This window comes from Streptosporangium sp. NPDC050148 (assembly GCF_055586505.1).
The window spans coordinates 76,269-100,458 of the sequence record NZ_JBVJIA010000011.1 but is presented as its reverse complement, the minus strand read 5'-3'; the positions used below and the strand labels follow the sequence as shown (position 1 = coordinate 100,458).

General features: G+C 72.7%; 21 protein-coding genes. 13 read left to right on the top strand and 8 right to left on the bottom strand.

Going from position 1 to position 24,190, the window contains the following annotated elements; translation table 11 throughout:
• Positions 1-134 precede the first annotated feature (134 nt).
• Positions 135-1,319 (bottom strand): LolA family protein, encoded by a 1,185-nt coding sequence (locus ACZ6RT_RS14835; RefSeq protein WP_470153911.1) that lies wholly within the window; start codon positions 1,317-1,319, stop codon positions 135-137.
• Positions 1,320-1,557: 238 nt separating this feature from the next.
• On the opposite strand from ACZ6RT_RS14835, the gene ACZ6RT_RS14830 reads away from it, so the two are divergent.
• The 4 genes from ACZ6RT_RS14830 (at position 1,558) to ACZ6RT_RS14815 (ending at position 6,035) form a co-directional block, all read left to right on the top strand.
• Positions 1,558-2,232, top strand: coding sequence for a response regulator transcription factor (locus ACZ6RT_RS14830; protein WP_344908490.1), 675 nt, complete (start codon positions 1,558-1,560; stop codon positions 2,230-2,232).
• Positions 2,233-2,360: 128 nt separating this feature from the next.
• The gene (locus ACZ6RT_RS14825) at positions 2,361-3,749 is read left to right on the top strand and encodes a sensor histidine kinase (RefSeq protein ID WP_470153909.1); all 1,389 of its coding nucleotides are present in this window, start codon (positions 2,361-2,363) and stop codon (positions 3,747-3,749) included.
• A 58-nt stretch (positions 3,750-3,807) separates the two neighbouring features.
• Positions 3,808-4,446, top strand: coding sequence for a TetR/AcrR family transcriptional regulator (locus ACZ6RT_RS14820; RefSeq protein WP_399189215.1), 639 nt, complete (start codon positions 3,808-3,810; stop codon positions 4,444-4,446).
• Between the two features lie 167 nt (positions 4,447-4,613).
• Positions 4,614-6,035, top strand: a complete 1,422-nt coding sequence (locus ACZ6RT_RS14815) for a pyridoxal phosphate-dependent decarboxylase family protein (protein WP_470153907.1) — start codon at positions 4,614-4,616, stop codon at positions 6,033-6,035.
• Positions 6,036-6,297: 262 nt separating this feature from the next.
• Here ACZ6RT_RS14815 and folP read toward each other — a convergent pair whose 3' ends face one another.
• Together folP and ACZ6RT_RS14805 are read right to left on the bottom strand one after the other, a co-directional pair.
• Positions 6,298-7,131, bottom strand: coding sequence for a dihydropteroate synthase (folP, locus tag ACZ6RT_RS14810; protein WP_399189219.1), 834 nt, complete (start codon positions 7,129-7,131; stop codon positions 6,298-6,300).
• Positions 7,132-7,222: 91 nt separating this feature from the next.
• Positions 7,223-8,092: a LysR family transcriptional regulator gene (locus ACZ6RT_RS14805; RefSeq protein WP_470153905.1), complete on the bottom strand. Its 870-nt coding sequence runs from the start codon at positions 8,090-8,092 to the stop codon at positions 7,223-7,225.
• A 624-nt stretch (positions 8,093-8,716) separates the two neighbouring features.
• On the opposite strand from ACZ6RT_RS14805, the gene ACZ6RT_RS14800 reads away from it, so the two are divergent.
• Positions 8,717-9,853, top strand: a complete 1,137-nt coding sequence (locus ACZ6RT_RS14800; protein ID WP_470153903.1) for a neutral zinc metallopeptidase — start codon at positions 8,717-8,719, stop codon at positions 9,851-9,853.
• A 158-nt stretch (positions 9,854-10,011) separates the two neighbouring features.
• A complete protein-coding gene (locus ACZ6RT_RS14795; RefSeq protein ID WP_470154073.1) occupies positions 10,012-12,030 on the top strand; it encodes an LCP family protein in 2,019 nt (672 codons plus the stop codon).
• A gap of 49 nt (positions 12,031-12,079) precedes the next feature.
• Here the strand turns inward: ACZ6RT_RS14795 and ACZ6RT_RS14790 are convergent, their stop codons facing one another.
• A complete protein-coding gene (locus ACZ6RT_RS14790) occupies positions 12,080-14,065 on the bottom strand; it encodes a spermine/spermidine synthase domain-containing protein (RefSeq protein WP_470153901.1) in 1,986 nt (661 codons plus the stop codon).
• A 229-nt stretch (positions 14,066-14,294) separates the two neighbouring features.
• Here ACZ6RT_RS14790 and ACZ6RT_RS14785 point away from each other — a divergent pair, with 229 nt between their 5' ends.
• Together ACZ6RT_RS14785 and ACZ6RT_RS14780 are read left to right on the top strand one after the other, a co-directional pair.
• Positions 14,295-15,653, top strand: coding sequence for a S8 family peptidase (locus ACZ6RT_RS14785; protein ID WP_399189226.1), 1,359 nt, complete (start codon positions 14,295-14,297; stop codon positions 15,651-15,653).
• A gap of 4 nt (positions 15,654-15,657) precedes the next feature.
• A complete protein-coding gene (locus ACZ6RT_RS14780) occupies positions 15,658-15,900 on the top strand; it encodes a hypothetical protein (protein ID WP_399189228.1) in 243 nt (80 codons plus the stop codon).
• Positions 15,901-15,942: 42 nt separating this feature from the next.
• Here ACZ6RT_RS14780 and ACZ6RT_RS14775 read toward each other — a convergent pair whose 3' ends face one another.
• On the bottom strand, positions 15,943-16,911 hold the full coding sequence (locus ACZ6RT_RS14775; protein ID WP_470153899.1) for an Lrp/AsnC family transcriptional regulator: 969 nt from the start codon (positions 16,909-16,911) through the stop codon (positions 15,943-15,945).
• 100 nt (positions 16,912-17,011) lie between these two features.
• On the opposite strand from ACZ6RT_RS14775, the gene ACZ6RT_RS14770 reads away from it, so the two are divergent.
• The gene (locus tag ACZ6RT_RS14770; protein WP_399189232.1) at positions 17,012-18,499 is read left to right on the top strand and encodes an MFS transporter; all 1,488 of its coding nucleotides are present in this window, start codon (positions 17,012-17,014) and stop codon (positions 18,497-18,499) included.
• A gap of 90 nt (positions 18,500-18,589) precedes the next feature.
• Here ACZ6RT_RS14770 and ACZ6RT_RS14765 read toward each other — a convergent pair whose 3' ends face one another.
• Positions 18,590-19,333, bottom strand: a complete 744-nt coding sequence (locus ACZ6RT_RS14765) for an ABC transporter permease (protein WP_399189234.1) — start codon at positions 19,331-19,333, stop codon at positions 18,590-18,592.
• Complete coding sequence (locus tag ACZ6RT_RS14760; protein WP_470153896.1) at positions 19,330-20,277, bottom strand: ABC transporter ATP-binding protein; 948 nt, start codon at positions 20,275-20,277, stop codon at positions 19,330-19,332. The genes ACZ6RT_RS14765 and ACZ6RT_RS14760 overlap by 4 nt, the downstream gene beginning before the upstream one ends.
• 75 nt (positions 20,278-20,352) lie before the next feature.
• Between ACZ6RT_RS14760 and ACZ6RT_RS14755 the strand changes: the two genes are divergently transcribed.
• Entirely contained in the window at positions 20,353-21,102 is a 750-nt protein-coding gene (locus ACZ6RT_RS14755; protein WP_470153895.1) for a TetR/AcrR family transcriptional regulator, read from the top strand.
• A 37-nt stretch (positions 21,103-21,139) separates the two neighbouring features.
• Positions 21,140-22,144 (top strand): ion transporter, encoded by a 1,005-nt coding sequence (locus ACZ6RT_RS14750; RefSeq protein WP_399189240.1) that lies wholly within the window; start codon positions 21,140-21,142, stop codon positions 22,142-22,144.
• A gap of 48 nt (positions 22,145-22,192) precedes the next feature.
• Here ACZ6RT_RS14750 and rpsD read toward each other — a convergent pair whose 3' ends face one another.
• Positions 22,193-22,807 (bottom strand): 30S ribosomal protein S4, encoded by a 615-nt coding sequence (gene rpsD, locus ACZ6RT_RS14745; protein WP_344908422.1) that lies wholly within the window; start codon positions 22,805-22,807, stop codon positions 22,193-22,195.
• An 88-nt stretch (positions 22,808-22,895) separates the two neighbouring features.
• On the opposite strand from rpsD, the gene ACZ6RT_RS14740 reads away from it, so the two are divergent.
• Together ACZ6RT_RS14740 and ACZ6RT_RS14735 are read left to right on the top strand one after the other, a co-directional pair.
• On the top strand, positions 22,896-23,621 hold the full coding sequence (locus ACZ6RT_RS14740) for a DUF2470 domain-containing protein (RefSeq protein WP_470153892.1): 726 nt from the start codon (positions 22,896-22,898) through the stop codon (positions 23,619-23,621).
• A 237-nt stretch (positions 23,622-23,858) separates the two neighbouring features.
• On the top strand, positions 23,859-24,053 hold the full coding sequence (locus tag ACZ6RT_RS14735) for a CsbD family protein (RefSeq protein ID WP_399189244.1): 195 nt from the start codon (positions 23,859-23,861) through the stop codon (positions 24,051-24,053).
• Positions 24,054-24,190 lie beyond the last annotated feature (137 nt).

Genomic DNA, 24,190 nt, shown 5'->3' with positions numbered 1-24,190 from the left:
GAAAAACGGAGAGGGCGGAGGACCGGGTTCCGCGCCGTGGTGGGGGGGCCCCAAAAACACACCCAAAGAACAACCCTGCCCCCCCCCCCCTGCGGGGGGGGGCCCCCCCCCCCCCCCCCCCCCCCGGCCCGGACTCACTTCTGCCCGGCCGCCTCGGCGAGCTTCTCCGGTGTGACGGCGCCGACCAGCAGGCGGCCGTCGTCGGTCAGCAGCGCGGAGGCCAGCTTGGTCCGGACGACCTGGCCGCTGCCCCACGGCCCGCTGATCGGCGTGGCCGACCTGCGCAGGGCGTCGGCGATCGCGGTCGCGTCCTGCCCGGGGGCGTCGTGCCCCAGGACGTCCTGCCCGCCGGCGTCCTTGGCCGGGGCGTCCTGTCCCGGCTTCACCACGGCCCTGAGGTCCTCGGGCACGGGCAGCACCGCGACCGTGGTCCAGCCGCCGCCGACGACCTTGACCTTCTTGCCGAGCCTCTCGTGGTCCTCGAACCCGTCCCTGCCGGCCCTGCCCTTCTCGGTGAGCTCGCCGAGGGAGGTCTCGTCGACCTTGGCCCCGGCGGGCGGGGTGAAGGTGAAGTTCTCGGCGGCCGGCGGCGAGAACGTGACGGAGGTGAACCCCACCTCGAAGGCGGGCTCGGCCGCGCTCTTGGCGTACACCTGGACCCGCAGCGGGACCATCGTCTCCCCGTCCAGGGCCAGTTTGACCTCCCTGATCAGGGAGGAGGGGTCCTTGGGCGCGAACGCGAGCTGGTAGGCGGCGCGGTCGGCCACCTTCTCGGTGCTGCTCACGCCGACCACGGTGTCCCGGCCGACCTGCTGCAGCAGCGTCCGGGCGAGCTGCTGGGGCGTGGTCGCCGGCAGCGCCTCCTGGGCCCGCCGGGAGGGCCCGTGCTCACCGGCCTTCTCGGCGCCGTCGGCCGTGACGCGGGTGGCCTTGTTCACGTCGCTCTGCCAGAGCCAGACCTGGTCGCCGTTGACGATCAGGTCGGTCTCGCTCATCCGGCCCGGCATGGCGAGGCGGACCTTGTCGGCGCCGCCGTACCAGACCTTCAGCTCGTGCGAGCCCGCGAGCAGCGCGGCGGGCGAGGTGCCGCTCATGCCCGTCACGTCGGGAAGTCCCGGCAGCCCGAGCGAGGCGGTCTGCATGACCGTGCCCGACATGGGCTTCGGCTCGGCCGTACCGGCCTGCACGGCGCTCGCGAGCAGCTGCTCGGCGGTGCGCTCGGGCAACACGGGATCCCCCTGGACGGCGGCGATGACCGGGCCCGCCCCGATGGCCCCGGCCACCGCCGCGATCGCGACGACCGGCACGCCCCATCTCATCGCGCGGCCCCGTCTTCCTTGCTCGGACATCTCATTCCTCCACGGTATGCCGTCGATCCCCATCGGTAGCAGCTTGCGTGAACGTCGCTGTGCTGACGCTGAGACAGACTGAGAGGGCTCACAGGATTCTCAGCCGCCTCTCAGCGCGGATGGCCGAGGATGGGCCGTTCCGGGTGACGGCCGCATGATGGCGGGGTGACGTCCCGGTGACGGACGTCCGGGTGACGGAGGGAGAGGGATGCGCATTCTCGTCGTGGAGGACGAACGGCGGATGGCGGCGGCCCTGCAGCGCGGGCTGCAGGCCGAGGGGTTCGCGGTCGACCTCGCGCACGACGGCGAGGACGGGCTGCACCAGGCCAGGCACGGCGAGTACGACGTGGTCGTGCTGGACATCATGCTGCCGAAGATCTCCGGCTACAACGTCTGCAAGCAGCTGCGGGCGGAGGAGAACTGGGTGCCGGTGCTGATGCTCTCGGCCAAGGACGGCGAGTACGACATGGCCGACGGCCTGGACCTGGGGGCCGACGACTACCTGACCAAGCCGTTCTCCTACGTGGTGCTGGTGGCCAGGCTGAGGGCGCTGCTGCGGCGCGGAGCGAACCGGCGCCCGGCCGTGCTGCGGGCCGGGGACCTGGCGCTGGACCCGGCACGGCGGCGCGTCACCCGGGGGGAGACCCCGGTGGAGCTGACGCCCCGGGAGTTCGCGCTGCTGGAGTTCCTGATCCGCCACCACGACGAGGTGGTGTCCAAGACGGAGATCCTGGAGCACGTCTGGGACACCTTCGACACCGATCCCAACGTGGTCGAGGTCTACGTCGGCTACCTGCGGCGCAAGATCGACGTGCCGTTCTCCAGGAACGCGCTGCAGACGGTGCGGGGAGCCGGGTACCGGCTGGCCGGCGACGGCGGATGAGCGCGGTGACAGGACCGGGAACAGGGCCCGGAACGGGACCGGGAACGGGGCCGGGTGCCGGACAGGACGCGGGGCGGGGGACGGGGCAGGACACGGGACGGGCCGGCCGGGCCGGGGCGCCGGGCCGGGTGGCCGGGCCCGGTGGCACGGGCGCGCAGCAGGGGGGCCGCGCGGCCGGGCTGTGGCGGCGCAGGAGCCTGCGCTTCCGGCTGACGGCCGCCGCCTCGGCCGTGCTCGCGGTCGCTCTGGCGGTCTCGGCGTACGTGATGATCGGCGTGCTCGGCAACGCGCTGATCACCACCATCGACGAGTCGATCTACCAGCGGGCCCGGGACACGGTCTCGCTGGCCGACGCCGGGCGGCTGCCCGACCAGATGACCTCGCCGGACGGCACGCTCCTGCAGGTGCTCGACGCCACCGGGCGGATCACCCACGCCACCCCCGGCACCGACCGGCTGGTCCCCCTGCTGGACGGGCCGGCGCGGGCCGCGGCGATCGGCGCGGGCCGGGCGCGCTTCCTGGACGGCAAGCCGTACGGCGTGCCGCACCTGCTGCGGGTCCGGGTGCTCAGCGCCGACCACGGCCGGACGGTGATCGCGGCCCGGCCCTTCAGCGAGGTGCAGACCAGCCTGGCCACCGCCGGGCACGTGCTGCTGATCGGCACCCCGCTGCTGCTGGTGCTGCTCGCCGGGGCCAGCTGGATGATCATCGGCAGGACGCTGCGGCCGATCGCGGCGCTGCGCCGGGGCGCGGAGGAGATCACCGACACCGCCCGGTCGCGCCGCCTGCCGGTGCCCGAGGCGCGCGACGAGGTGCACAGCCTGGCCACCACGCTCAACGCGATGCTGGCCCGGCTGGAGAAGGCCGACTCCCGGCAGCGGGCCCTGGTCTCGGACGCCGCGCACGAGCTGCGCAGCCCGCTGGCGAGCATCCGGCTGCAGCTGGAGGTGGCGCTGGGCCACCCCGGGGGGCAGGACTGGCGGGAGACGGCCGAGGGTGTGCTGGAGGACACCATGCGCCTGTCCCGGCTGGCCGAGGACCTGCTCGCGCTGGCGCGGCTGGACGAGCGGGGCGGCACGACGGCGCGCAGGGAGCCGGTGGAGCTGGACCGGCTGGTCCCCCAGGCCGTAGAACGCTACGGCGGGGGCGTCACGGTGAGGGTTCCCGACGGGCCGGTCACGGTCGCCGGGGACGCGCTGGACCTGGGACGGGTGCTGGTCAACCTGGTCGACAACGCGCTGCGGCACACCTGCGCCCCGGTGCGGGTCGAGCTGCGGGCCGAGGGTGCCGACGCGGTGCTGACCGTCACCGACGACGGGCCGGGCATCCCCGAGCCCGACCGGGAGCGGGTCTTCGACCGCTTCACCCGGCTGGACAGCGCACGCAGCCGCGACGAGGGCGGGGCCGGGCTGGGCCTGGCGATCGTGCGCGAGACCGTGCACGCGCACGGCGGCGCGGTCCATCTGGAGGACGCCGCGCCGGGCCTGCGGGCGGTCGTACGGCTTCCCCTATCTTGACCGAGGCTTGTCGATGACCTGCTTGGCCGGTACCCGCAGGGGATCTAGCGTCGCATGCATGACGTCCGGTGACGGTGGCCGCCGAGAGCTGATCCTGCAGGTGGCGACCAGGCTGTTCGCCGCACTGGGGTACGACAGCACGTCCGCGGCCCAGATCGCCGAGGCCGCCGGGCTGAACCCCGAGGCGCTGGGCGAGGAGTTCGGCGGCAAGCGGGAGCTCTACCTGGAGATCATGGAGCGGGAGTACCGGGCCGAGCGGGGGTTCCTGGAGAAGGCCCTGGAGGGCGCCTCCGTCGAGACCCCCGAGCAGACCGCGGTGACCGTGCACCGGATCGTCGACCAGTACCTGGACTTCTGCCTGGCCCACCCGGAGTTCCCCTCCCTGTGGATGCACCGGTGGCTCTCGGACGCCAGCGACGTCACCGAGCTGGAGCGCCGCTACATCCGGCCGCAGATCACGTTCATCTCCAACGTGCTCACCCCCGCGGTCGACGCCGGGCACGTCGGGACGCCCACGGACATGAAGTACACCTTCTGGTCGGTGGTCTGGTGCGTGCACGGTTTCTGCCAGAGCGGGGTGCTGGACCGGGCGGGCGACCGGCAGGGCGTCGACGACCCCGTCGTGCTGGAGCGGTTCCGCGGCTACCTGCACCGGATGGTGCACCGGGTCGCCCTGCTGCCCGGCTCGCCGCCCTGACGCTCACCCCCTCCCGCATATAAGAGAATTTTTCACCTTTCCCGGGAATCCGCGGCGTTCCCCCGCTCACGGCCGGTGCGATCCGTGTGATCCTGGCAGTCCCCCGGCGGTCCCCTGCGGGCCGCGCGTCCCACCGGCCTGTGCGGGCCGTACCCCCGAGGAGACCGATGAGCCTGCCCGACAAGGGCCGCAGCACCTCCGAGCTGCTCGCCGAGATCGCCCGCCTGCGACAGGACGACCTGCCGGTCCGCGGCGGCAAGGTGACCGCGTACGTCTACGACACCGGCCGCCCCGAGGTGCACGAGGCCGCCGCCGGCGCCTACTTCGAGATGCTTGAGGTCAACACCCTGGACCCGACGGCGTTCCCCAGCGTCGTGGAGATGGAGAAGCAGGTGGTCGGCGCGGTCGCCGACCTGCTCGGCGGGGGTTCGGGCATCTTCACCAGCGGTGGGACCGAGTCGATCATGCTGGCGGTGAAGGCGGCGCGCGACGCCCGTCCGACCGCGGGGCGTCCCAGGATGGCGGTCCCGGTGACCGCGCACCCGGCCTTCCACAAGGCCGCGCACTACCTCGGGGTCGTGGTGGACGCCGTCGCGGTGGACCCGGTGACGTACCGGGCCTCGGCCGAGGGCGTCGAGGCCGCCGTCACCGGCGACACCGTGCTGGTGGTGGCCTCGGCGCCGTCCTACCCGCAGGGCGTGATCGACCCGGTCGCCGAGATCGCCGCCCTCGCCGCCGCGCGCGGCGTGCCGTGCCACGTGGACGCCTGCGTGGGCGGGTGGCTGCTGCCGTGGCTGCGCGAGGCCGGGGCGGACGTGCCGCCCTTCGACCTTTCGGTCCCCGGGGTGACCTCGCTCTCGTGCGACCTGCACAAGTTCGGCTACGCCCCCAAGGGCGCCTCGGTCGTGCTCTTCGCCGACCCGGCGATGCGGCGCAGGGCCTACTTCGCCTCGGCGTCGTGGCCCGGCTACACGGTGATCAACGCGACCGTGCAGAGCTCGAAGTCCGCGGGCCCGCTGGGCGGGGCGTGGGCCACCTTCCAGGCCCTGGGCCGGGAGGGCTACCTGGAGCTGGGCCGCAACACCCTGGCGGCGGCCCGCGCGCTCCGCGAGGGGATCGCCAAGATCCCGGGCCTGCGGGTGCTGGGCGACCCGGACTCGGCGCTGGTCGCCTTCGGCTCCGACGAGGTGGACGTGTTCGTGCTCTCGGACGAGGCCAGGCGGCGCGGATGGTTCCTGCAACCGCAGCTGTCGTACGCGGGCATCCCGGCCAACATCCACGTCACGGTGACCGGGGTGACCCTGCACGGTGTCGAGGCGATGCTGGAGGTGATCGCCGAGGCCGCCGACGCGGCCCGCGAGCGCGGACCGGCACGGCTCCCCGAGGGGCTGGTCGAGCTGATCGCGGACCTGGACCTGGACGCGCTGGACGACGCCGCCTTCGGCGAGCTGGCGGCCTCGGTCGGGGTGGACCTGACGGGCGGGTCCGGGCAGCCGGAGATGGCCGTGGTCAACGCGGTGCTGGACGCCCTGCCCGGCGACCGGCGGGAGGCGATCCTGATCCGCTTCCTGTCCGTCATCTACTCCTGAGTTGACATCCATGGTCGTTTCACTGATTTACTGACCCGAGTCATGATGTCGCGGTAAACATCAGGCCGAGCGGGGACGCCGCACGCAGACCGCCTGAAGGGCGAGGCACCCCTGCCTCGCGACCGGGCCACCCGTCCTCCCGCGGGTGGCCCGGTCACCCTCCCGCGCCCTGTCGTACGCCGAGGTCACCGCCGGGCGGGACACGAGCCGGGCGCGGGCCAGGCACAGGCCGGACGCGGGCCGTACGCGGCCCGGTGCGGTGTCAGCGTCGCAGCGCGGTGACGGTGGTCAGCGCGGCGCGGGCCGAGGCGGCGTCGTGGACCCGGAAGACCCGGGCGCCCTGCCAGGCCGAGACCGCCAGCGTGGCCATGCTCCCGGCATGGCGCTCGTCCACCGGCAGGCCGCCGAGGGTCTCGCCGACGAAGTCCTTGTTGGAGACCGCGACGAGCACCGGCCAGCCGGTGGCGACCATCTCGTCCAGGCGGCGGCCGACCTCCAGGGAGTGCCGGGTGTTCTTGCCGAAGTCGTGCGCGGGGTCGATGAGGATCGACTCCCGGGCCACCCCCTGGGCCACCGCGCGCTCGGCGAGGCCGACGGTGTAGCCGACGACGTCGGCGACCACGTCGTCGTAGGCGATGCGGTGCGGGCGGGTGCGCGGGGCGACGCGGCCGGCGTGCGCGCAGACCAGGCCGATGCCGTGCCGGGCGGCGACCCCGGCCAGCTCCGGGTCGACACCGCCCCAGGTGTCGTTGAGCAGGTCCGCCCCGGCCTGGGCGACGACCTCGCCGACCTCGGCGCGCCAGGTGTCGACACTGACGACGAGCCGGGGGTGGCGTCTCCTGACCGCGTCCACCAGGTCGGACACCCGGCGGATCTCCTCGGCGGGGTCGACCTCGTCGCCGGGACCCGCCTTCACGCCGCCGATGTCGACGATGTCCGCTCCGGCGTCCACGGCCCCGTCCACCGCCTCCAGGGCGGCCGTGAAGCCGTACGTTCTTCCCCGGTCGAAGAAGGAGTCGGGGGTGCGGTTGACCACCGCCATGATCGCGAACTCGCCGGGCCGGAACTCACGGCCACGCAGGCGCAGGATAGTCATCGAGACCGAGCCTACATACGGCCCGGTGTCGGAGAGGACGGCGCTCCCACCTGCGCCGAACCTCTGGGGGAGAACGGACGAGCCTCGGGTCCTACGCGGCCGACCCACTTTCGGCCACGGACAGGAACTCCTGGGCGAGAGCGGGCAGCCGCCGTCGCGCGTGAACGAGGGCGATCACCCGGCGTACCGAGGGATCGAGGGTGCGGACCACCAGCCCGGCGCGGGCGGCCTTCTCGGCCATCCCCCGGTACCAGAGCATCGAGGCCGTACCCGAACGGACGGTGCTCAGCCAGTTGCCGCGCTCGTCGAGCTGCGTCGCCACCACGGGTGCCACGCCGTGCTTGGCGAAGAGCGCGTCGAACTCCCTGCGCCGGGAACTGCCGGGAGCCGGCAGCACCAGCCGCATGCCGTTGAGTCTCCTCATCGGCACCGGGTCGGGCAGGTCCACGCCGGGCGGGGAGATCAGCACGATCTCCTGGCGCTCCAGCGGGTGGCTGACCAGATCGGTGGGGACGGGCAGGTCCGTGAGGCCGATGTCGGCCCGCTGGTCCCTGATGGCGTTGACCACGCCGTCCCGTCCGTCACAGCGGACGATGTGGATGCGTACCCCCGGATGCTCGGCGGTGTACGCGGGCAGGAGACGGCCCGCCAGCCCCGGTTCGAGGCTGGGGATCGAGGCGATGCGGAGCTCCGCCTCGGACGTCTGGCCGTTGGTGGACAGGGACTCGATCTCGTGGACGGCGTCGAGCGCCTCCCGGGCCAGCTTGACCACCCGGCGTCCCTGCGCCGTGACGACCACGCCACGTCCGGAACGGGCGAACAACGTCATCCCGAGCTCTCGTTCCAGATCCCTGATCGCACGGGAGAGAGCGGGTTGGGCGATGTACAGCGACCTGGCCGCGTCGGTCATGGTGCGATGCTCCGCCGTCGCGACCACATAGCGGAGCTGCTGCAGATTCATGCCTCGAAGCTAGGTCACGGGTGCCGGATCGGTCCGGTACATCGCGGAGATCACCTTGGATGATTTCGGAATGTAATCGAATGCAGCGACATCCGTGACGGATGATAAATCAGTATGCTTACGCCCCAAATTCGGCAAAAGCCCGGTCTAGTACTTCATGCCGGACGCTCGGATTAACGGGGAGACAGCGTGACAGGCAACGGTCATCACCCTCCACCTCGCGGGGAGCCCTATCCGGCACCGCCGCCCGGTGCCGCGGGGAACCAGTCGCCGCAGGGAGGGCCCGCGGGGTGGCGGCCACCTCCGCCGGCGTACCCGCGGCCGCTCCCGGGGCAGGGGCACCCGCCTCAGGGGCACCCTCAGGGGCACCCTCAGGGGCACGGCCATGGACGCCCGCCTCAGGGATACCCGCCTCAGGGATACCCGCCGCAGGGGCCGTCGCGGGGACACCCCCAGCCGCCCCCGCCGCCGCCCCGGCCCATGGGGCACCCGCAGCCCCCGCCTCCCGGATGGGGGCCGCCGCCGCCCCCGCAGGCGCCCTCGTGGCAGCCGGGGCCGGGCCGTCCCGCGCCCCCGCAGTGGGGTCCGGCTCACCCGCAGCGGCCCGGGCCGCCCCGCGGGCAGATGCCGTACGGCCACCCGGCCCCGCCCCCGCCGCCCGACCCGTGGCAGCGGCGGGCCGCCCATCCCCCGCCGCAGTGGCAGCCCCCGCGGTCCCGCTCCGGCGGTGCCGGGGTGGTCGTCGGCGTGGTCTTCGGCATGGTCGCGCTGGTCTTCACCGGGATCGTGGTCATCGGGGCGGTGGCCGCGAACGTCCGCCGCGCCGACACGGTCGCCGTCCCGGCCTTCACCGCGCCCCCGCGGCCCACCTTCCGCCCGGCCGAACCGCGGGACAGGCGCACCTCGGCCCCGGCGCGCACGGCGTCCTCCGGGAACGGCCGGAACACCGGGGACGCCGGAGACACCGGTGACAGCGGGGACGCCGGGAGCACCCGCGACACCGGGGACACGACGAGGACGCGGGTGCTCGACACCAGCCTGGAGGGCAACACGCTCTACCGGGCGGGCGGGCTTCCCCGGGTGCACTGCCCCGCGGGGTCGCCCAGCATCTACAGCCACGCCCAGCTCAAGGCGCTCATCCTCAAGACGTCCAAGTGCCTGGACCGGGGCTGGTCGCGGATCCTGCGCGAGCAGGGCATCCCATGGCATCCGCCCCGCTACGCCCTCACCGCGACGAGGAGCCGCGGCGCCTGCGGCGACTTCCCCGCGCCGGGAAGCATGGTGCCGTACTACTGCCCGCGCAACACCACCATCTACGCCTCGACCAGGGCGATGTCGCGCGGGGTGGGCAACTCCCGCGGGTACGGGGCCATCACCGAATGGCACGGCGGGGTCATCAGCATGATGGCGCACGAGTACGGGCACCACGTGCAGCACCTGTCGGGCCTGTCCACCACCTGGTGGCAGAAGTCGCTGCGTTCGAGCGGCCGCAACGGGAGACTCGCGCTGAGCCGGCGGTTCGAGCTCCAGGCGACCTGTCTCGGCGCGATGTTCATGCGCTCGGTGTCGGCCACCTACCCGGTCACCCCGGCGCGGCGCCAGACCCTTTACTACTTCTACTCCCGGGTCGGCGACTGGCCGGGATATCCGCGTGACCACGGCTCGCCGGCGAACAACAACCGCTGGTTCCGCCAGGGCTACGAGAGGAACCGGACGCTCGACTGCAACACCTGGCTGGCCCCCACCTCGTCGACGTCCTAGCCGACGCCATCGCTTAAGCGGCCATTCACCATAGATTGGTCATCTGTCTGTCATGTCCAGGTATGGGGACTAGAATCCTGGCAAATTATGTTCAATCCCGATCCCTGGCCATGTCTGCAGGTGAACCCGGGCAAAACGCAGTAGGAAGCGGTGTGACGATGCGCCTTGGGCAAGACTCGGGGGATCTCGCCGGCGAAAGCGGGAAACGGCGCACCCGGCGTCGCGGCGGGAGTCCCGGCGCACGCCAAGGCGGAACACCGGGCCGGTCCGGGTCCCAGGAGACGCCCCCGGTCCCCGCCCCGCCCCGGGCGCCGGGTCCGGCCGGCGGGCCGCAGCCCCCCCTCGCCCAGGAGGTCTCCAGCCCGCCCCCGGCGCGGAACGACCGGCACGCCCCGTCCCCGGAGGCCCACCGCGAGCAGGGCACCCTCCCCCCGCAGGCCGGGCGGCCGTCCCCGGCCGCGCGGGAGGGCCACCCCGAGCAGGGCGTCCTTCCTCCCCGGGAAGGGCTCCCCCTCCCCCCACCGCAGGGACCGGCGGGCCGGGCCACAGGAAAAGGGAACGGCGGCGACGGCGGCGGGGTCCCGAACCCTGCCGTCCCGGCCGGACCGGCCGGGCCCGCCGGGGCGCCACCGGCCGGGGGGCCACCGGCGGGAGGTCCGCCCGCGGAGTCCGCGACGGCGCCCGGGGGACGGCCCCCCCGGTTCGCCAGGCCGCTGACGACCGCCGCCCTCATCGGCTGGACCGCGCTCTCGGCGATCCTGCCCGGCGCGGCGCACCTGCGGGCCGGGAACCGCCGGCTCGGCCTCATCCTGCTCGCGGCCTTCGGCGTGCCGCTGCTGGGCGGTGCGATCACCGCCGTCGTCGTCTACCTCAGCGGCAACACCGGCGTCCTCACCCGCGACGGCATGATGACGACCGGGGTGGTCCTGGCCGTGGTCGGGGCGATCGCCTGGTTCCTGCTGCTGCTCTTCTCCTACGTCACGCTGAGGCCGAACCGGCTCAGCGGCAGGGGGCAGATCGTCTCGGGAATCGTGGTGGGCGTTCTCTGCGTGTCGGTGATGGCGCCGTTCGCGCTGACCGCCAACACCGTGCTGACCTTCAAGCAGACGACCCTCGACATCTTCAAGCCCGCCTCGGCGAACCCGACGGCCGTCCCCGTCAAGCACGAGGACCCGTGGGCCGGCCGCAAGCGGGTGAACTTCCTGCTCGTCGGCGGTGACGGCGCCGGGAACCGGGAGGGCGTGCGGACCGACAGCATGAACGTGGCCAGCGTGCACGTCGCGACCGGCAACACGGTCATGTTCAGCCTCCCGCGCAACCTCCAGCACGTCCACTTCTCGTCCGGCAGCGCGCTCGCCAAGCGGTTCCCCGAGGGCTTCATGCGCGAGCTGCCCAACGGCGGCCTGCTCAACGAGGTCTGGCAGTACGCCGAGGACCACCCGGAGGTCGTACCGGGCAAGAAGGCCGGGGAGCGGGGCCCGGCGGCGCTGATGGACGCGATCGGTCACACGCTCAACCTGAAGATCGACTACTACGCCCTGGTCAACATGTTCGGTTTCGCCAGGATGGTGGACGCCATCGGCGGCCTGAAGATCAGGGTGGAGCGGGACATCCCCTGGGGCGGCCTGTACGGCACCGCCGGGACCATCAAGGCCGGGTACCGCACGCTCTCGGGCGAGGAGGCGCTCTGGTACGGGCGTTCCCGCGTCGGCAGCGACGACTTCTCCCGGATGGCCCGCCAGCGCTGCGTCATCGGCGCCTTCGCCCAGCAGGCCACCCCGTCGGTCGTGCTCGCCAACTTCACCAAGATCGCAGGCGTGGCCAGGAGGATGGCCAAGACCGACATCCCCCGCGAGCTGGTGGAGCACCTCACCGACCTGGCGCTGAAGGTCAAGGACGCCAGGATCACCAGCCTGCAGTTCGTACCGCCGGAGTTCTACACCGGCTCGCCCGACTGGCAGAAGATCCGCACCGCCACCGCCAGGGCGTTGCGCCGCTCGGAGCAGCCCGCCCGCAGGCCGCAGGCCGCGACCGCGACCCCCTCCCCCGGTACGACCGGCGCGACGCCGGCCGCCACGCCCAGCCCGTCCAGGAACACCGCGCTGCGGCCGAGCCGGACGCCCACCCCGAACGGCAAGTCCTCGGGCGAGTCCCTCAGCGAGCTCTGCGGGTTCTGACCGAGGGAACACCGGCTCCCGGAGAACATCCGGGAGCCGGCCCCCGGGCTCAGGCGACCTTGGCGGTCCTGGGAAGCAGCGCGAAGGCGCCCAGGTAGATCAGGCCCGCCACGATCAGCAGCGCCTGGTAGCCGATGACCAGCGCCAGGTACTCCAGGCAGCCGCCGACCATCGCGCCCAGCAGGTTCGCGCCGAAGGACACGGTCGCGTCGGCGGAGTCGGCGAAGCGCTTGGCGAACACCACGTTGGCCGCGAAGATCGGCAGGAACGCCACCACCACGGCCGCCACCGCGCGCAGCGGCAGCGGCAGTCCCAGCAGCCAGGAGTTGGGCACCAGCCAGGCCAGGACCAGCCCGGCCAGCAGCACCCCGTACATGACCGGCAGGGACGGCACCCGGAAGCGGCGGGTCACCTCCACCGCGGCGAGCACGGCGACCAGCACCCCGGCGAACACGATCGCGTTCACCACCCAGGTGGTGCCGAACAGCAGCGCGAAGCCGGTGACGCTCTTGGTCTCCAGCAGCAGGAACGCCACCCCGAGCAGGAACAGGTCCGCGTACGGCCGCATCCTGCGGTACGGACCGGCCACGACCCGGACCGCCAGCAGGCTGACCAGGAGGATCAGCCCGAGCGTGACGATGTAGATCTGCGGGATCGTCCGGTCCTTCAGGTACAGGAAGGGCCGGTCGTCACCGGCGGGCGGCGGGGTCTGGGCGGTCGCTCCCGCCCACTCGGTGCCGCACCGCTGACCCTGGGGGGTGAAGCCCGCGGTGATCACCGCCTGCTGGCCCGTCTGGCTGACGATGTCGACGCACGGCTTGTGCCCGAACGCGGCCTGCATGGTGGCGCCGAGCCGGTCGACCAGCCAGCTCTCCCGGTAGTAGTTGTACATCGAGAAGGCGCCACCGGGTTTGAGGTGGTCCCTGGCCGCCTCCATCGCCTGCTGCGTGAACAGGTAGCTCTCCAGCCGCAGCGAGCTGGCCCCGGAGACCAGGGTGAGCGAGTCGGGCAGCGCGAAGAGGATCAGGTCGTACTTCGACGAGGTCCGTTCCAGGAAGGCGCGGCCGTCGGTGACGTGGGTGGTGACCCGGGGGTCGTCGTAGGGCCGGTCCGGATGGTAGGAGCGGCCGAGTTCCAGCAGCTTGGGGTCGATCTCCACGGCGTCCACGTGCTTGGCGCCCTTGGACAGCGCGATCGACACGTCGGTGCCGCTGCCCGCGCCGACGATCAGCACGTCGTCCAGCCTGCCGGAGGCGGCCCGCTCGTACGGCAGGGCGTACTGGCGCTCCCACTCCAGGCGATTCCTGGCCGGGGTGGCCTGCTGGTGCGGGATGCCGTTGACGTCGATGTTCATCAGCGGCACGCCCTCCCACTGGCCGCGCACGTAGGTCACCTTGTAGTACGGCGACCACAGCGCTCCCGCGGTCAGCGTCTCGGTGGCGAGGGCGCCGACGATGACCAGCGACGGCAGGAGCAGCGCCACGCGGGCCCACACCCTGCGGGGCCACAGCAGCACCGCGTAGGCGACCGCGGCGATCGTCCCCCACACCACCGGCGGCGCGCTGAGGAACGACAGCGCGGTGAACAGCGCGATGCCGCTGAGGCTGCCGATCAGGTCGTAGCGGTAGGCCTCCAGCCGGTCGAGCTCGGGGAAGCAGCGGCCGACCAGCTCGGCCGGGCCCATCAGCACGATCGCCGCCGCGGCGAAGATCACCGGCAGGATCAGCCAGGGCGGCGGGCCGCTGGTGCTCAGGCTCGTCCAGTACAGGACGCCCTCGGTCTGGCGGTCCACCGTCACGGGGAAGAACAGCACGACCAGGACCAGCACGGCCAGCACGATCGGCGAGTAGTACGGCTGCCGGGTGGTGCGGCCCACCCTCAGGAAGCCGAGCCCGATACCGAGGAACGACCCCAGCAGGACGAAGTTGGTGAAGTAACTCAGGTGGACGATGTTCGATCCGGTCCACCGGATCAGGGCCAGCTCCAGGAAGAGCATGAAGCCGCTGGCCACGATCAGTCTGGGCCGGGTCGGCATCCAGTGAGCGTGCCGGACATCGGGTCGAGGGATTGGCGTCGTCTCCGCCGCTGCGGTCATGTCGCCCAACGTAGTGATCGATTCCGTCGCTGTGAAGGAAATCCACGCCGATCGTTTGCACCGTTTGACGGGCATGAGCGTGGTCCGAGGGGATTTCAACGGCTGGACGCGGCCGGGGTGGATGAAGGAATGTGGTGGGGCCTGTCCCCTCGATCCCCGGTGGTGCGTCATGCGGGTCCTGCTGCAGCTCCGTCCCTCCCCCGACGTCGTCGCGGCCGTGGCCGATCCCACGGTGAGCACGACGGCCGCCGACGTCGCCGACGCGCTTCCCGGAGTGGTGCTGGACCCGTCCTTCGCCCCGGTCGTGGCGCCCCGCCCGGTCCCCGCCGCCGGGGGCGACCCGCTGTCGCTGCACCAGCCGCTGGTGTTCTCCTTCGCCGACGACGAGGCCTCCGTCCTGGTCCGCGGTGAGATCTCCGACGACGAGGCGTCCACCCGGATCACCCTGCTGCCCGCGCTGCGCCGCGAGGTGGTGGGGATCTTCGCCGACCCGGTGATCCAGCCGGGCCTGACCTGCGGCGGCACGCCCCCGGTCGGCGACTGGCACGACGTGGAGCGGCTGCTCGGCGTCGCCGGCCTGGCCGCGGAGGGCCTCGACGGGTCGGGGGTCGCGCTCGCGGTGCTCGACACCGGCGTCAACCGCGCGCACGTCGCCCGCCACCTGGGCCGCGACGTGATCCTCGACGTGGAGCGCAGCTGGAAGCCCGACGGGGTGACGGGCAGGGCGGGCGAGTTCCCCGTCGACCACGGCACGATGTGCGCCTTCGACGCGCTCATCGCGGCCCCGAGGGCGTCGATCATCGACATTCCCGTGCTGCTCTCCCGGCGTCCGGGCGGTTCGGCGCTGGACGGCCTGCTCTCGGACGCGGTGGCGGCCTTCGCCCACCTGCGCACCGTCCTGGAGGCCCAGCCCGCCGCCTCGCGCTCCTTGGTGGTCAGCAACAGCTGGGGGTCCTTCTCCCCGGAGTGGGACTTTCCCGCGGGCCATCCGGGCAACTACTCCGACAACCCGGCCCACCCGTTCAACCTGATCGTCTCCAGCCTGGAGCGCTCCGGCGCGGACGTGCTCTTCGCCGCGGGCAACTGCGGACGCGACTGCCCGGACGGCCGCTGCGCCTACCCGGACCGGCCGATCACGGGCGCCAACTCCCACGGCTCCGTGCTGTCGGTCGCCGGTGTCGACACCCGGGGCGAGCGGGTCGGCTACTCCTCCCAGGGGCCGGGCCGCCTGGTCGCCCGCAAGCCCGACGTGTGCGCCTACACCCACTTCTCGGGCTCGCGGGCGTTCGGCGACGACGAGCCCGACTCGGGCACCTCGGCCGCGTGCCCGGTCGCGGCGGGCCTGGTCGCGGCCGTGCGCACCCGCTGGCCCGCCGCCCGGCTCTCCCCCGCCCAGCTGCGCACCCTGCTGCGTCGTACGGCCGACGACCGCAGCGACGTCGGGTTCGACCACGACCACGGTTACGGGGTCGTCGACCCCTCGGGGGTACTCGCCTCATTGCGGCGCCGGGCGGGGCGCGTACCGTGAGGTGATGGTCCTCATCACGGTGCGGCTCCCCTCCGGCGCGACGCTCACGCAGGCCCTGCGGCACCTGGAGCTGCCGGAGGAGGACGTCGACATCGGGTACGGCCTGGTGCTCATCGACCTCCTCGACCCCGGCCAGGGCCTGTACGGCCTGCGGGTGAGCGAGAGCGCCGCCCACCGCACCGGGCTCGCGGCGGACGGGGGTCCCTACGCCGACCCGCGGATAGAGCCCTACGGTCCCCCGGAGTGAGGACCGGACGGCCCGGGCGGGCCGAGTGGGCAGGGCCGGGGCTCAGACGGGCAGCAGCGACCCCGACTGCTTGATGTTGCGGATGATCGGGGCGGTCTCCAGCCTCTGGATGCCGTCGAGGCCCGCGATCCGGTCGGTGAGGTAGGCGTACAGCGCCTCGTCGTCCCGGCAGAGGATGTTGGCCGCGAGATTCGTCGGGCCGGTGGTGGCCGCGGCGAAGGTGACCTCCCGGTGGGTGGCCAGGGCCTCGCCGACGCCGACCAGATGGGACGGTGACACCGTCATCCAGAGCCAGGCCTGGGTGCGGAACCCGAAGTAGGGACAGTCGACCTCCAGGTCGTAGTAGAGCGCGCCGGACTCGCGGAGCTGGTCGAGCCGGCGCCGGACGGTCGACTCCGACCAGCCCGTGGCGGCGGCGAGGTCGGTGTGCGAGGTCCGGCCGTCCACGGAGAGCCGGGCGAGCAGGAGCCGGTCCTGGTCCGACAGCTCCACCCGGCCACGGGCGGGCGGCCGCGACGGGCGCAGCGCGGCGACCTGCGCCTCGGTGAGGACCTCGAACATCCCGCAGCCGGTCGGGCCTCCGGCGAACATGTGCATCATCGAGTACGCGGTGACCGCGACGACGCGGTCGGTGCGCTGGAGCTTGTCGAGCATCAGGGTGTCGCGCTCCTGGTCCGAGCCGGGATGGGCCGCGCAGAGCACCTCGGTCCCGCCCGACAGCAGTTGCACCCAGGAGGTGTCGGGCCGCTTGGCCAGGGCCGTGGCGATGGCGGTCCCCGCCCCGAGGACGCACCGCAGCCGCAGCCACCAGCGGGTCCCGTCCAGCATCCGGCGGTCGATCAGCCCCACGACCCGCACGGTGCCTCGCGAGCGCAGCCGCCGGTAGCGCCGGGCGACGGTCTGGTCCGAGACGCCGAGGACCTCGGCGATCCGGCTGAACGGGGCCCGCCCGTCCAGTCCCAGCGCGTGCACCAGCTGCCGGTCGAGCGTGTCGGCCCTGACGGATTCCATCACTCACGACTATCAGATGTCGGTATTCGCCGTGATATCGCGGCCCGCTTCTTGTCGTCGTCGTCCACGCCCGATCCTGGTGGCCTACCGAAGGAGGATCATGCGTAAATGGTGGCCGCTGGTGGCGGTCTGCACGGGCGCCTTCATGTTGCTGGTGGACGTCACGATCGTGATGGTCGCGCTGCCCGACATCGCCGGGGACCTCGGCACCTCGTTCTCGGCCCTGCAGTGGGTGATGGACGTCTACGCGCTGGTCCTGGCGGCGCTCCTGCTCGGCGCGGGCTCACTGGCCGACCTGACCGGACGGCGCAGGATCTACGTCGCGGGCCTGGGGCTGTTCGCGCTCGCGTCCCTGGCCTGTGGCCTGGCGCCGAACATCGGCACGCTCATCGCGGCGCGGGGCCTGCAGGGGCTCGGCGCGGCGGCGATGTTCGCGACGACCATGGCCCTGCTGAACACGACCTACCGGGGCAGGGACCGGGGCGTCGCCTTCGGCGTCTGGGGCGCGGTCAACGGCGCGGCCGCGGCCGCGGGACCGATCGCCGGGGGCCTGCTGACCCAGCACTTCGGCTGGCGTTCGATCTTCCTGGTGAACCTGCCGATCAGCGCCGTGGCGATCGTCCTCACGCTGGCGGTCTTCCAGGAGTCCCGCAATCCGCGCGCCCGCGGGCTGGACGTTCCCGGCATGCTGACGTTCACCGCCGCCGCGGCCGCGATCACGTACGCGCTCATCCGGGCCGGTGAGGACGGCTGGGGCTCGGGATCGGTCCTCGGCCTGCTGGCGGCGGGCCTGGTGGCCCTGGCCCTGTTCGTCGCGGTGGAGCTCAGGAGCAAGGACCCGATGCTCGACCTGTCGCTGTTCCGCGACCGCGCGTTCACCGGGATCATGGTCGGCGCGGCCCTGCTCACGGCGGCGGCCTTCGCCGGCCTGGCCTACGTCTCGCTGTGGCTGCAGACGGTCCTGGGGCTGGGCGCGGTCCAGGTGGGCCTGGTGATGCTCCCGATGAGCGTCACCGCCTTCATCGTGGCGAGCGTCGCCGGGCGGTTCCTGCACGACGCCTCGCCCCGCCTGGTCGTCGGCGTCGGCCTGCTGATCATCGGTGCGGGCGCGCTGGCCCAGGCGGTGCTCACGGCCGGTTCCGGGTGGGCCGCCCTCGTCCCCGGCCTGGCGCTCGTGGGCCTGGGCGTGGGGGTGGCGAGCCCGTCCCTGTCGGCGGCGGCGATGGCGTCGGTCCCGCAGGAGCGCGGCGGCATGGCGGCCGGTGCCGTGAACACGTTCCGGCAGCTCGGGTTCGCGTTCGGTGTCGCGCTGCTGGGGGGCGTCTTCCGCACCGGTGTCGAGGGCGGCCTGGACGGCAGGGTGCCGGACGCGGGCTCCGCCGTCGACGCCCTGACCGGCGGCCGGGCGCACGTCCTGACCGGCCAGGGGCACGGCCAGGTCGTCCGGGAGTCCTTCGCGCACGGGCTCAACGTCACCCTGGTGGCCGCGGGCGTCCTGGGCATCGTGGCCGGCCTGATCGTCCTGGTGCTCGTGAGGACCGCGGCCCGGGACTCGGCCGAACCGGAAGGAGCGGCCGTGTCCCGGTGAGCGAGCCGGTCGGGGACGGTGGGCGGGCAGGTCGGGGACGGTCAGGGACTCGGACGGTCAGGGACTCGGGCGGTCAAGGGGCTCGGGTGGTCAGGCGTTCTCGCGGTTGAAGACGCGGGTCCCCACCATGACGCAGACCACCGACAGGGCCACGGTCACCGCGACGCCCACCCCCACGGTCCAGGTCGCGTAGTGCCCGGCGAACAGCTCGCGCATGGCCTCCAGCACGTACCGGAACGGGGTGGCGCGCGAGAGCGCGTCCAGCCAGCCGGGCGCCATCGACATCGGCAGGAACGCCCCGGAGAGCAGGAGCAGCGGGACGATCGCCGTGCTCATGACCGGCGCGAACGCGTCGGGGTTCATGGTGAGCGCGATCGCGTTGGAGAGCGCGGCCAGGCTCACCCCGAGCAGGGTCATCATGAGCAGCGCGAGCGCCACGCCGGGAAGCGCGGCGCGCAGCCCGAAGGCGTACCCCACCGCGATCAGCAGGATCGACTGGATCAGCAGGGTGAGCGAGTTGGACAGCACCCGGCCGAGGAGCAGGGAGATCCGGTGCGCCGGGGTGACCCGCAGCCGCTCCAGCACGCCGGACTGGAGGTCGAAGACGATGCCGAACCCGGCCAGGCCCGCGCTGAACAGCCCCACCTGGACCAGCAGGCCGGGAATCAGCGTCTCCCAGGTCCCGATCGTGGCGAACAGCGGGCCGAACAGCACCAGGTAGAGCATGGGCTGCAGGACCCCGAAGACGATCCCGGCCTTCTGCCGCAGGGATATCCGCACGTTGTGCCGGAAGATCAACCAGGTCTCCCTGAGGACGCGCATCGCCCCGCTCACCGCTCCTCACCGGCCACCCCGGCCGCGCGCCGGTCGTCGCCGGCTCCGCCGGCGCCCCCGCCACCCGTCGCACCGGTGGTCGCACCGCTCGTCACATCGGTCGTCGCACCCCTCGCACCGGTGGTCGCACCGCCGGCACCGTCCCGTACGCCCGTCGCGCCGGGCCCGTCCGGTTCACCCGGCGGTCCGGCGGACGGATCGTCCCCCGGCGGGTCGTCCCTCATGGAGCGGCCGGTGATGGCGAGGAAGACGTCGTCGAGGGTGCCCCCGGTGCCGCCCTTGAGCTCGGCCGGGGTGCCCTCGGCGACGATGACGCCGTGGTCGATGACGAACAGCCGGTCGGCCAGCAGGTCCGCCTCGTCGAGGTAGTGCGTGGTCAGAAAGACCGTCAGGCCCGCTCCGTCGCGCAGGTTCCTGATGTGGTCCCACAGGCTCGCCCTGGTCTGCGGGTCGAGGCCGGTGGTGGGCTCGTCGAGGAAGAGCAGCGCGGGATCGTGGAGCAGCCCGAACGCGAGGTCGAACCGGCGGCGCTGACCGCCGGACAGCGCCCCTCCCGGCCGGTCGCGCAGCGCGGTGAGCCCGAACCGGTCGAGCACCTCGGCAACCCGCTCGCGCGCCCGTGCCGGGCGCATCCCGTACAGCATGGCGTGCAGTTCGAGCTCCTCCCCCACCGGGTTCGCCGGGGCGATCCCGCCTTTCTGGGACACGTAACCGATGTGCCGCCGCACCCCGGCGGGGTCGGTGAGCAGGTCGTGTCCGGCGACCGTGGCACCGCCCCCGGTGGGGCGCAGCAGCGTGGTGAGCATGCGCATCGTGGTCGTCTTCCCCGCCCCGTTGGGGCCGAGGAACCCGACGATCTCCCCTGCCTCCACCGTCAGATCGACCCCCCGGACGGCCTCGACGCCGCCGGGAAAGGTCTTGCTCAGAGCTGATGTCTTGATCATTTGATCGCCTCCATTCGTAAAGTAACACCAAATTTGGTGTCACTGCAAAATTTGTCCGACACCTAGAATGTCCTCATGAGCGAAGGCCTGCGGGAGCGCAAGAAACGAGAGACCAGGCAGCGCATCTCCGACATCGCCACGTGGCTCTTCCTGACGAAGGGCTTCGACAACGTGACGGTGGCCGAGGTCGCCAGGACCGCCGACGTGTCGGTCAACACGGTCTTCAACTACTTCCGCACCAAAGAGGACCTGCTCTTCGACCGTCAGGGGGAGGTCGAGGACCTGCCGAGCAGGGTCGTCCGGGAGCGCCGTCCCGGGGAGAGCGCGCTGCAGGCGCTGCGCCGGGACTTCCTGGACGCGATCGACACCCGCCACCACCGCTACGGGTTCCACGAGGGGGGTGACGCCTTCGCGCGCATGCTCATGACGTCCCAGAGCCCCTCGCTCGGCGCGCGGCTGCGGGAGATGAACGACGCGCGGGAGCGGGCCCTGGCCGTGACGCTCGCCGACGAGGTCGACGCCGACCCCGACGACCTCACCCCCGCGCTCGTCGCCGCGCAGGTCAGCGGGGTGCTGAACCGGCTGATGACCCGCGCCGTCGAGCGCATGCTGGCGGGCGAGACCCTGGACGCCATCGCCCCCGACCTGCGCCGGCAGGCCGAACGGGGCTTCGCGATGCTGGAGTCGGGCATCGGCGACTACGCCGTCCGGCACGCCGAGGCCCCGGCGTCGTCGGCCACGGTCTCGACGGCGACCCCGACGACGGCGACGACGGGGGCGGCGGCGACGGGGGCGGCGAACCCCGGTGACGGCGGACGCGGGTAGCGGACGAGGGCCTTCACCAAGCCGTTATGATCTTGGCTTGTCCTCGGCCATTCCGACCACGGGAGCCTTCGTGCCGGTGCGCGAGCGTCTCCGCGCCGCCCTTGAAACACCCGGTTTCCAGCGGTTCATCGTCACGGTCATCGTGATCAACGCGGCCACGCTGGGAGTGGAGACCTCGGCGGCGGCCGTACAGCGGTACGGCACGGTGCTCACGATCATCGACCACCTGGCGCTCTACGTCTTCGTCGCCGAACTGGGCTGCAAGCTGTACGCGTACGGCCCGCGGTTCTTCCGCAACCCCTGGAACCTGTTCGACACCGCGATCGTGACGGTCTCGCTGCTGCCCACGGCGGGCGGGCTCTCGGTGCTGCGAGCCCTGCGGATCCTGCGGGCACTACGGCTGATCTCGGTGGTGCCGAGCCTGCGCCGGGTGGTGAGCGCGCTGCTGACGGCGGTCCCGGGGATGACCTCGATCGTGCTGCTGCTGGCGCTCGTGCTCTACGTCGCGGCCGTGATGGGCACGAAGCTCTACCACGCCACCGCGCCTGCCTACTTCGGCGACCTGCCCACCTCGCTGTTCACCCTGTTCCAGATGATGACCGGCGACGCCTGGTCCGACATCACCCGCCAGGTGATGAACACCCACCCGTGGGCGTGGGTGTTCTTCGTGGCCTTCATGCTGGTCTGCACCTTCGTGGTGCTGAACCTGTTCATCGCGGTGGTGGTCAGCGCCATGGAGGAGGAGCACGCCGAGGAGTCCGTCCAGGCGACCGAGGACGTGGGCCGGGCCGTGCTCACCGAGCTGGCCGCGCTCCGGGCCGAGGTGCGGGAGCTGCGGGACCGGCTACCGGCGGCGCGGGACGACGGCTCCGCCGCCCAGAGGGCCGCGGGCGCGGGAACCGGCAGCGGCACCCGCACGGGAAACGGCACGGGGCGCGGTGCGGCCGGGAGGACCGGCCGGGACGCGAAGAGCACCGGGGGCGGGAAGAACGCCGGCGGGACGCGGGGGCGTACGGGCTCGGGGGCCGGGAAGCGCCAGTGAGCCCGCCACCGGGGGGGCGGCGGGCCGGCGTCGCGGGTCGGCGGGGGGTCAGCGCGAGTAGAACTCGACCACCAGCTGCTCGTCCACGGGCACCGCGACCTGCTCGCGCAGCGGGCGGCTGAACAGGGTGAAACGGAGGTCGGCGTGGTCGACGTCGAGGTAGGGGGCGATCCGGTCGTCGGCGTAGGTCCCCTCGGAGGCGGCCACGAAGGGCTGCATCCTGCGTGACTTCTCGCGCACCGCGACGACCTGGCCCGGCCTGACCAGGTAGCTGGGGATGTCGACCTTGCGGCCGTCCACGGTGATGTGCCCGTGGGCGATGTACTGGCGGGCCGCGTAGATGGACGGGGCCAGCCCGGAGCGCAGGACCAGCGAGGCCAGGCGCGTCTCCAGCAGCACCACCAGCTCGGCCCCGGAACGGCCGCTGCTGCGCAGCGCCATGTCCCAGTAGCGGCGCATCTGCCGCTCGGAGACGTCGTAGTACCAGCGGAGCTTCTGCTTCTCCATCAGCCGGAGCCCGTAGTCACCCGTCTGCCGCCGGTTGGTCTTGCGGCCGTGCTCACCCGGCGGGTAGGGGCGCTGCTCGAAGTAGCGGACCGCCTTGCGAGTCAGGGGGATGCCCGCCCTGCGGGACAGACGCACCTTGGGTCCGGTGTAGCGCATGCTCACTCCTGTGTGGTTAGGTTTACCTTAGTTAGGCAAGGCTAATCTTATACAGCAGTATCTGCCCCACCTCAAGGAGAGCCGGTCCATGCAGCCCGTCACCGCTCCGCCCGTCCCCGAGCGGGTCCGCACCCTCGCCGCCACCGCCGCTCCCACCCACGTCTCCGTCTCCGGCGCCGAAGGCCCGGCGACGCCCGCCCGCGGCGGGGTCGACGGAGCGGGCCGGCCGGTGCTGCTCGTCCTGCCGGGCGACCCGCTCTACGACGCCCGGGACGAGCCGGTGGTGACCGTGGACCTGACGTCGACGCGCTCCCTGGGCGAGCACGAGCTCTCCCGCGGCCTGCTCAAGGTGCAGGGCTGGGTGCAGGCCGTCCCCGCGGACGAGGTACGGGAGACGGCGGTGGAGATCGCCGAGCGCTGCCCCGACGAGGCGCTGTTCGAGGTGCTGGAGGGGACGCGGGGGCCTCGCCTGCTCCGCGTCGACGTCGGCAGGGTGATCTACCTGACCGGCCCGGAGTCGGGGGTGCTGGACGCCGAGGAGTACCTGGGAGCGACCCCCGACCCGCTGATGGGCGAGGCCGAGCGCATGCTGCACCACGTCAACGGCGCGCACCGCAGGCAGCTGGAGGCCGCCCTGAGCTCGCTGCTGGCCGCCCCGGTACCCGGGGCCTGGCTCTGGGAGCTCGACCGCTTCGGCGCGACCGTGCGCTGCGGCATCGACGACCCGACGCTGATCCGCCTGCCCTGGCCCTCGCCCATCGGCGACGCCGGGTCCCTCGAACACGCCGTGCGCTGCCTGCTCTGCCACCACTGAGACCGCCGGGACGGCGGCCCGCCCGGGGGTGTCACCCGCCTCGCCACCCGCCTCGTCATCCGCTTCGTCATCCGGTCGCCGCGACCGTCCGGCCGCCCGCGCGATCCGGCCTCCGGCGTCCCCCGCGCCCGACCCCTGCCCCGGCGGGGGTCCCGTCCGGGCATGTTTACCTCGCCCGATGCAGGACAGGGGTTACCACTGCATGGACGAAGTTCCATCAACGGGAGGAATGACACCATGGGTACCGACGACAAGATCTCCAACAAGGCCGAGGAGCTCGGGGGCAAGCTCAAGGAGGGCGCGGGTCGCGCCACCGGTGACGAGCGTCTCGAGGCCGAGGGCAGGACCGACCAGAGCGAGAGCCACCTCAAGCAGGCCGGGGAGAAGGTCAAGGACGGCGCGGAGAAGGTCAAGGACGCCTTCAAGAGCTGACCTGAGACCAACCCCGTGGTGGGGGGGGGGGGGGGGGGGGGGGGGGACCCCCCCCCCCCCGGGGGGGGGGGGGGCCCCGGAACCACAACAAGGCACAGGGACCCATGAGAAGGAGGGGGGGGGGGGTTCACGCAACC

Coding starts and splice junctions, on each gene's coding strand:
- ACZ6RT_RS14835 (WP_470153911.1), bottom strand. CDS start 1,319: ATGAGATGGGGCGTGCCGGTCGTCGCGATCGCGGCGGTGGCCGGGGCC.
- ACZ6RT_RS14830 (WP_344908490.1), top strand. CDS start 1,558: ATGCGCATTCTCGTCGTGGAGGACGAACGGCGGATGGCGGCGGCCCTG.
- ACZ6RT_RS14820 (WP_399189215.1), top strand. CDS start 3,808: ATGACGTCCGGTGACGGTGGCCGCCGAGAGCTGATCCTGCAGGTGGCG.
- ACZ6RT_RS14815 (WP_470153907.1), top strand. CDS start 4,614: ATGAGCCTGCCCGACAAGGGCCGCAGCACCTCCGAGCTGCTCGCCGAG.
- folP (WP_399189219.1), bottom strand. CDS start 7,131: ATGACTATCCTGCGCCTGCGTGGCCGTGAGTTCCGGCCCGGCGAGTTC.
- ACZ6RT_RS14805 (WP_470153905.1), bottom strand. CDS start 8,092: ATGAATCTGCAGCAGCTCCGCTATGTGGTCGCGACGGCGGAGCATCGC.
- ACZ6RT_RS14800 (WP_470153903.1), top strand. CDS start 8,717: ATGCCGTACGGCCACCCGGCCCCGCCCCCGCCGCCCGACCCGTGGCAG.
- ACZ6RT_RS14795 (WP_470154073.1), top strand. CDS start 10,012: ATGCGCCTTGGGCAAGACTCGGGGGATCTCGCCGGCGAAAGCGGGAAA.
- ACZ6RT_RS14790 (WP_470153901.1), bottom strand. CDS start 14,065: ATGCCGACCCGGCCCAGACTGATCGTGGCCAGCGGCTTCATGCTCTTC.
- ACZ6RT_RS14785 (WP_399189226.1), top strand. CDS start 14,295: ATGCGGGTCCTGCTGCAGCTCCGTCCCTCCCCCGACGTCGTCGCGGCC.
- ACZ6RT_RS14780 (WP_399189228.1), top strand. CDS start 15,658: ATGGTCCTCATCACGGTGCGGCTCCCCTCCGGCGCGACGCTCACGCAG.
- ACZ6RT_RS14775 (WP_470153899.1), bottom strand. CDS start 16,911: ATGGAATCCGTCAGGGCCGACACGCTCGACCGGCAGCTGGTGCACGCG.
- ACZ6RT_RS14770 (WP_399189232.1), top strand. CDS start 17,012: ATGCGTAAATGGTGGCCGCTGGTGGCGGTCTGCACGGGCGCCTTCATG.
- ACZ6RT_RS14760 (WP_470153896.1), bottom strand. CDS start 20,277: ATGATCAAGACATCAGCTCTGAGCAAGACCTTTCCCGGCGGCGTCGAG.
- ACZ6RT_RS14755 (WP_470153895.1), top strand. CDS start 20,353: ATGAGCGAAGGCCTGCGGGAGCGCAAGAAACGAGAGACCAGGCAGCGC.
- rpsD (WP_344908422.1), bottom strand. CDS start 22,807: ATGCGCTACACCGGACCCAAGGTGCGTCTGTCCCGCAGGGCGGGCATC.
- ACZ6RT_RS14740 (WP_470153892.1), top strand. CDS start 22,896: ATGCAGCCCGTCACCGCTCCGCCCGTCCCCGAGCGGGTCCGCACCCTC.
- ACZ6RT_RS14735 (WP_399189244.1), top strand. CDS start 23,859: ATGGGTACCGACGACAAGATCTCCAACAAGGCCGAGGAGCTCGGGGGC.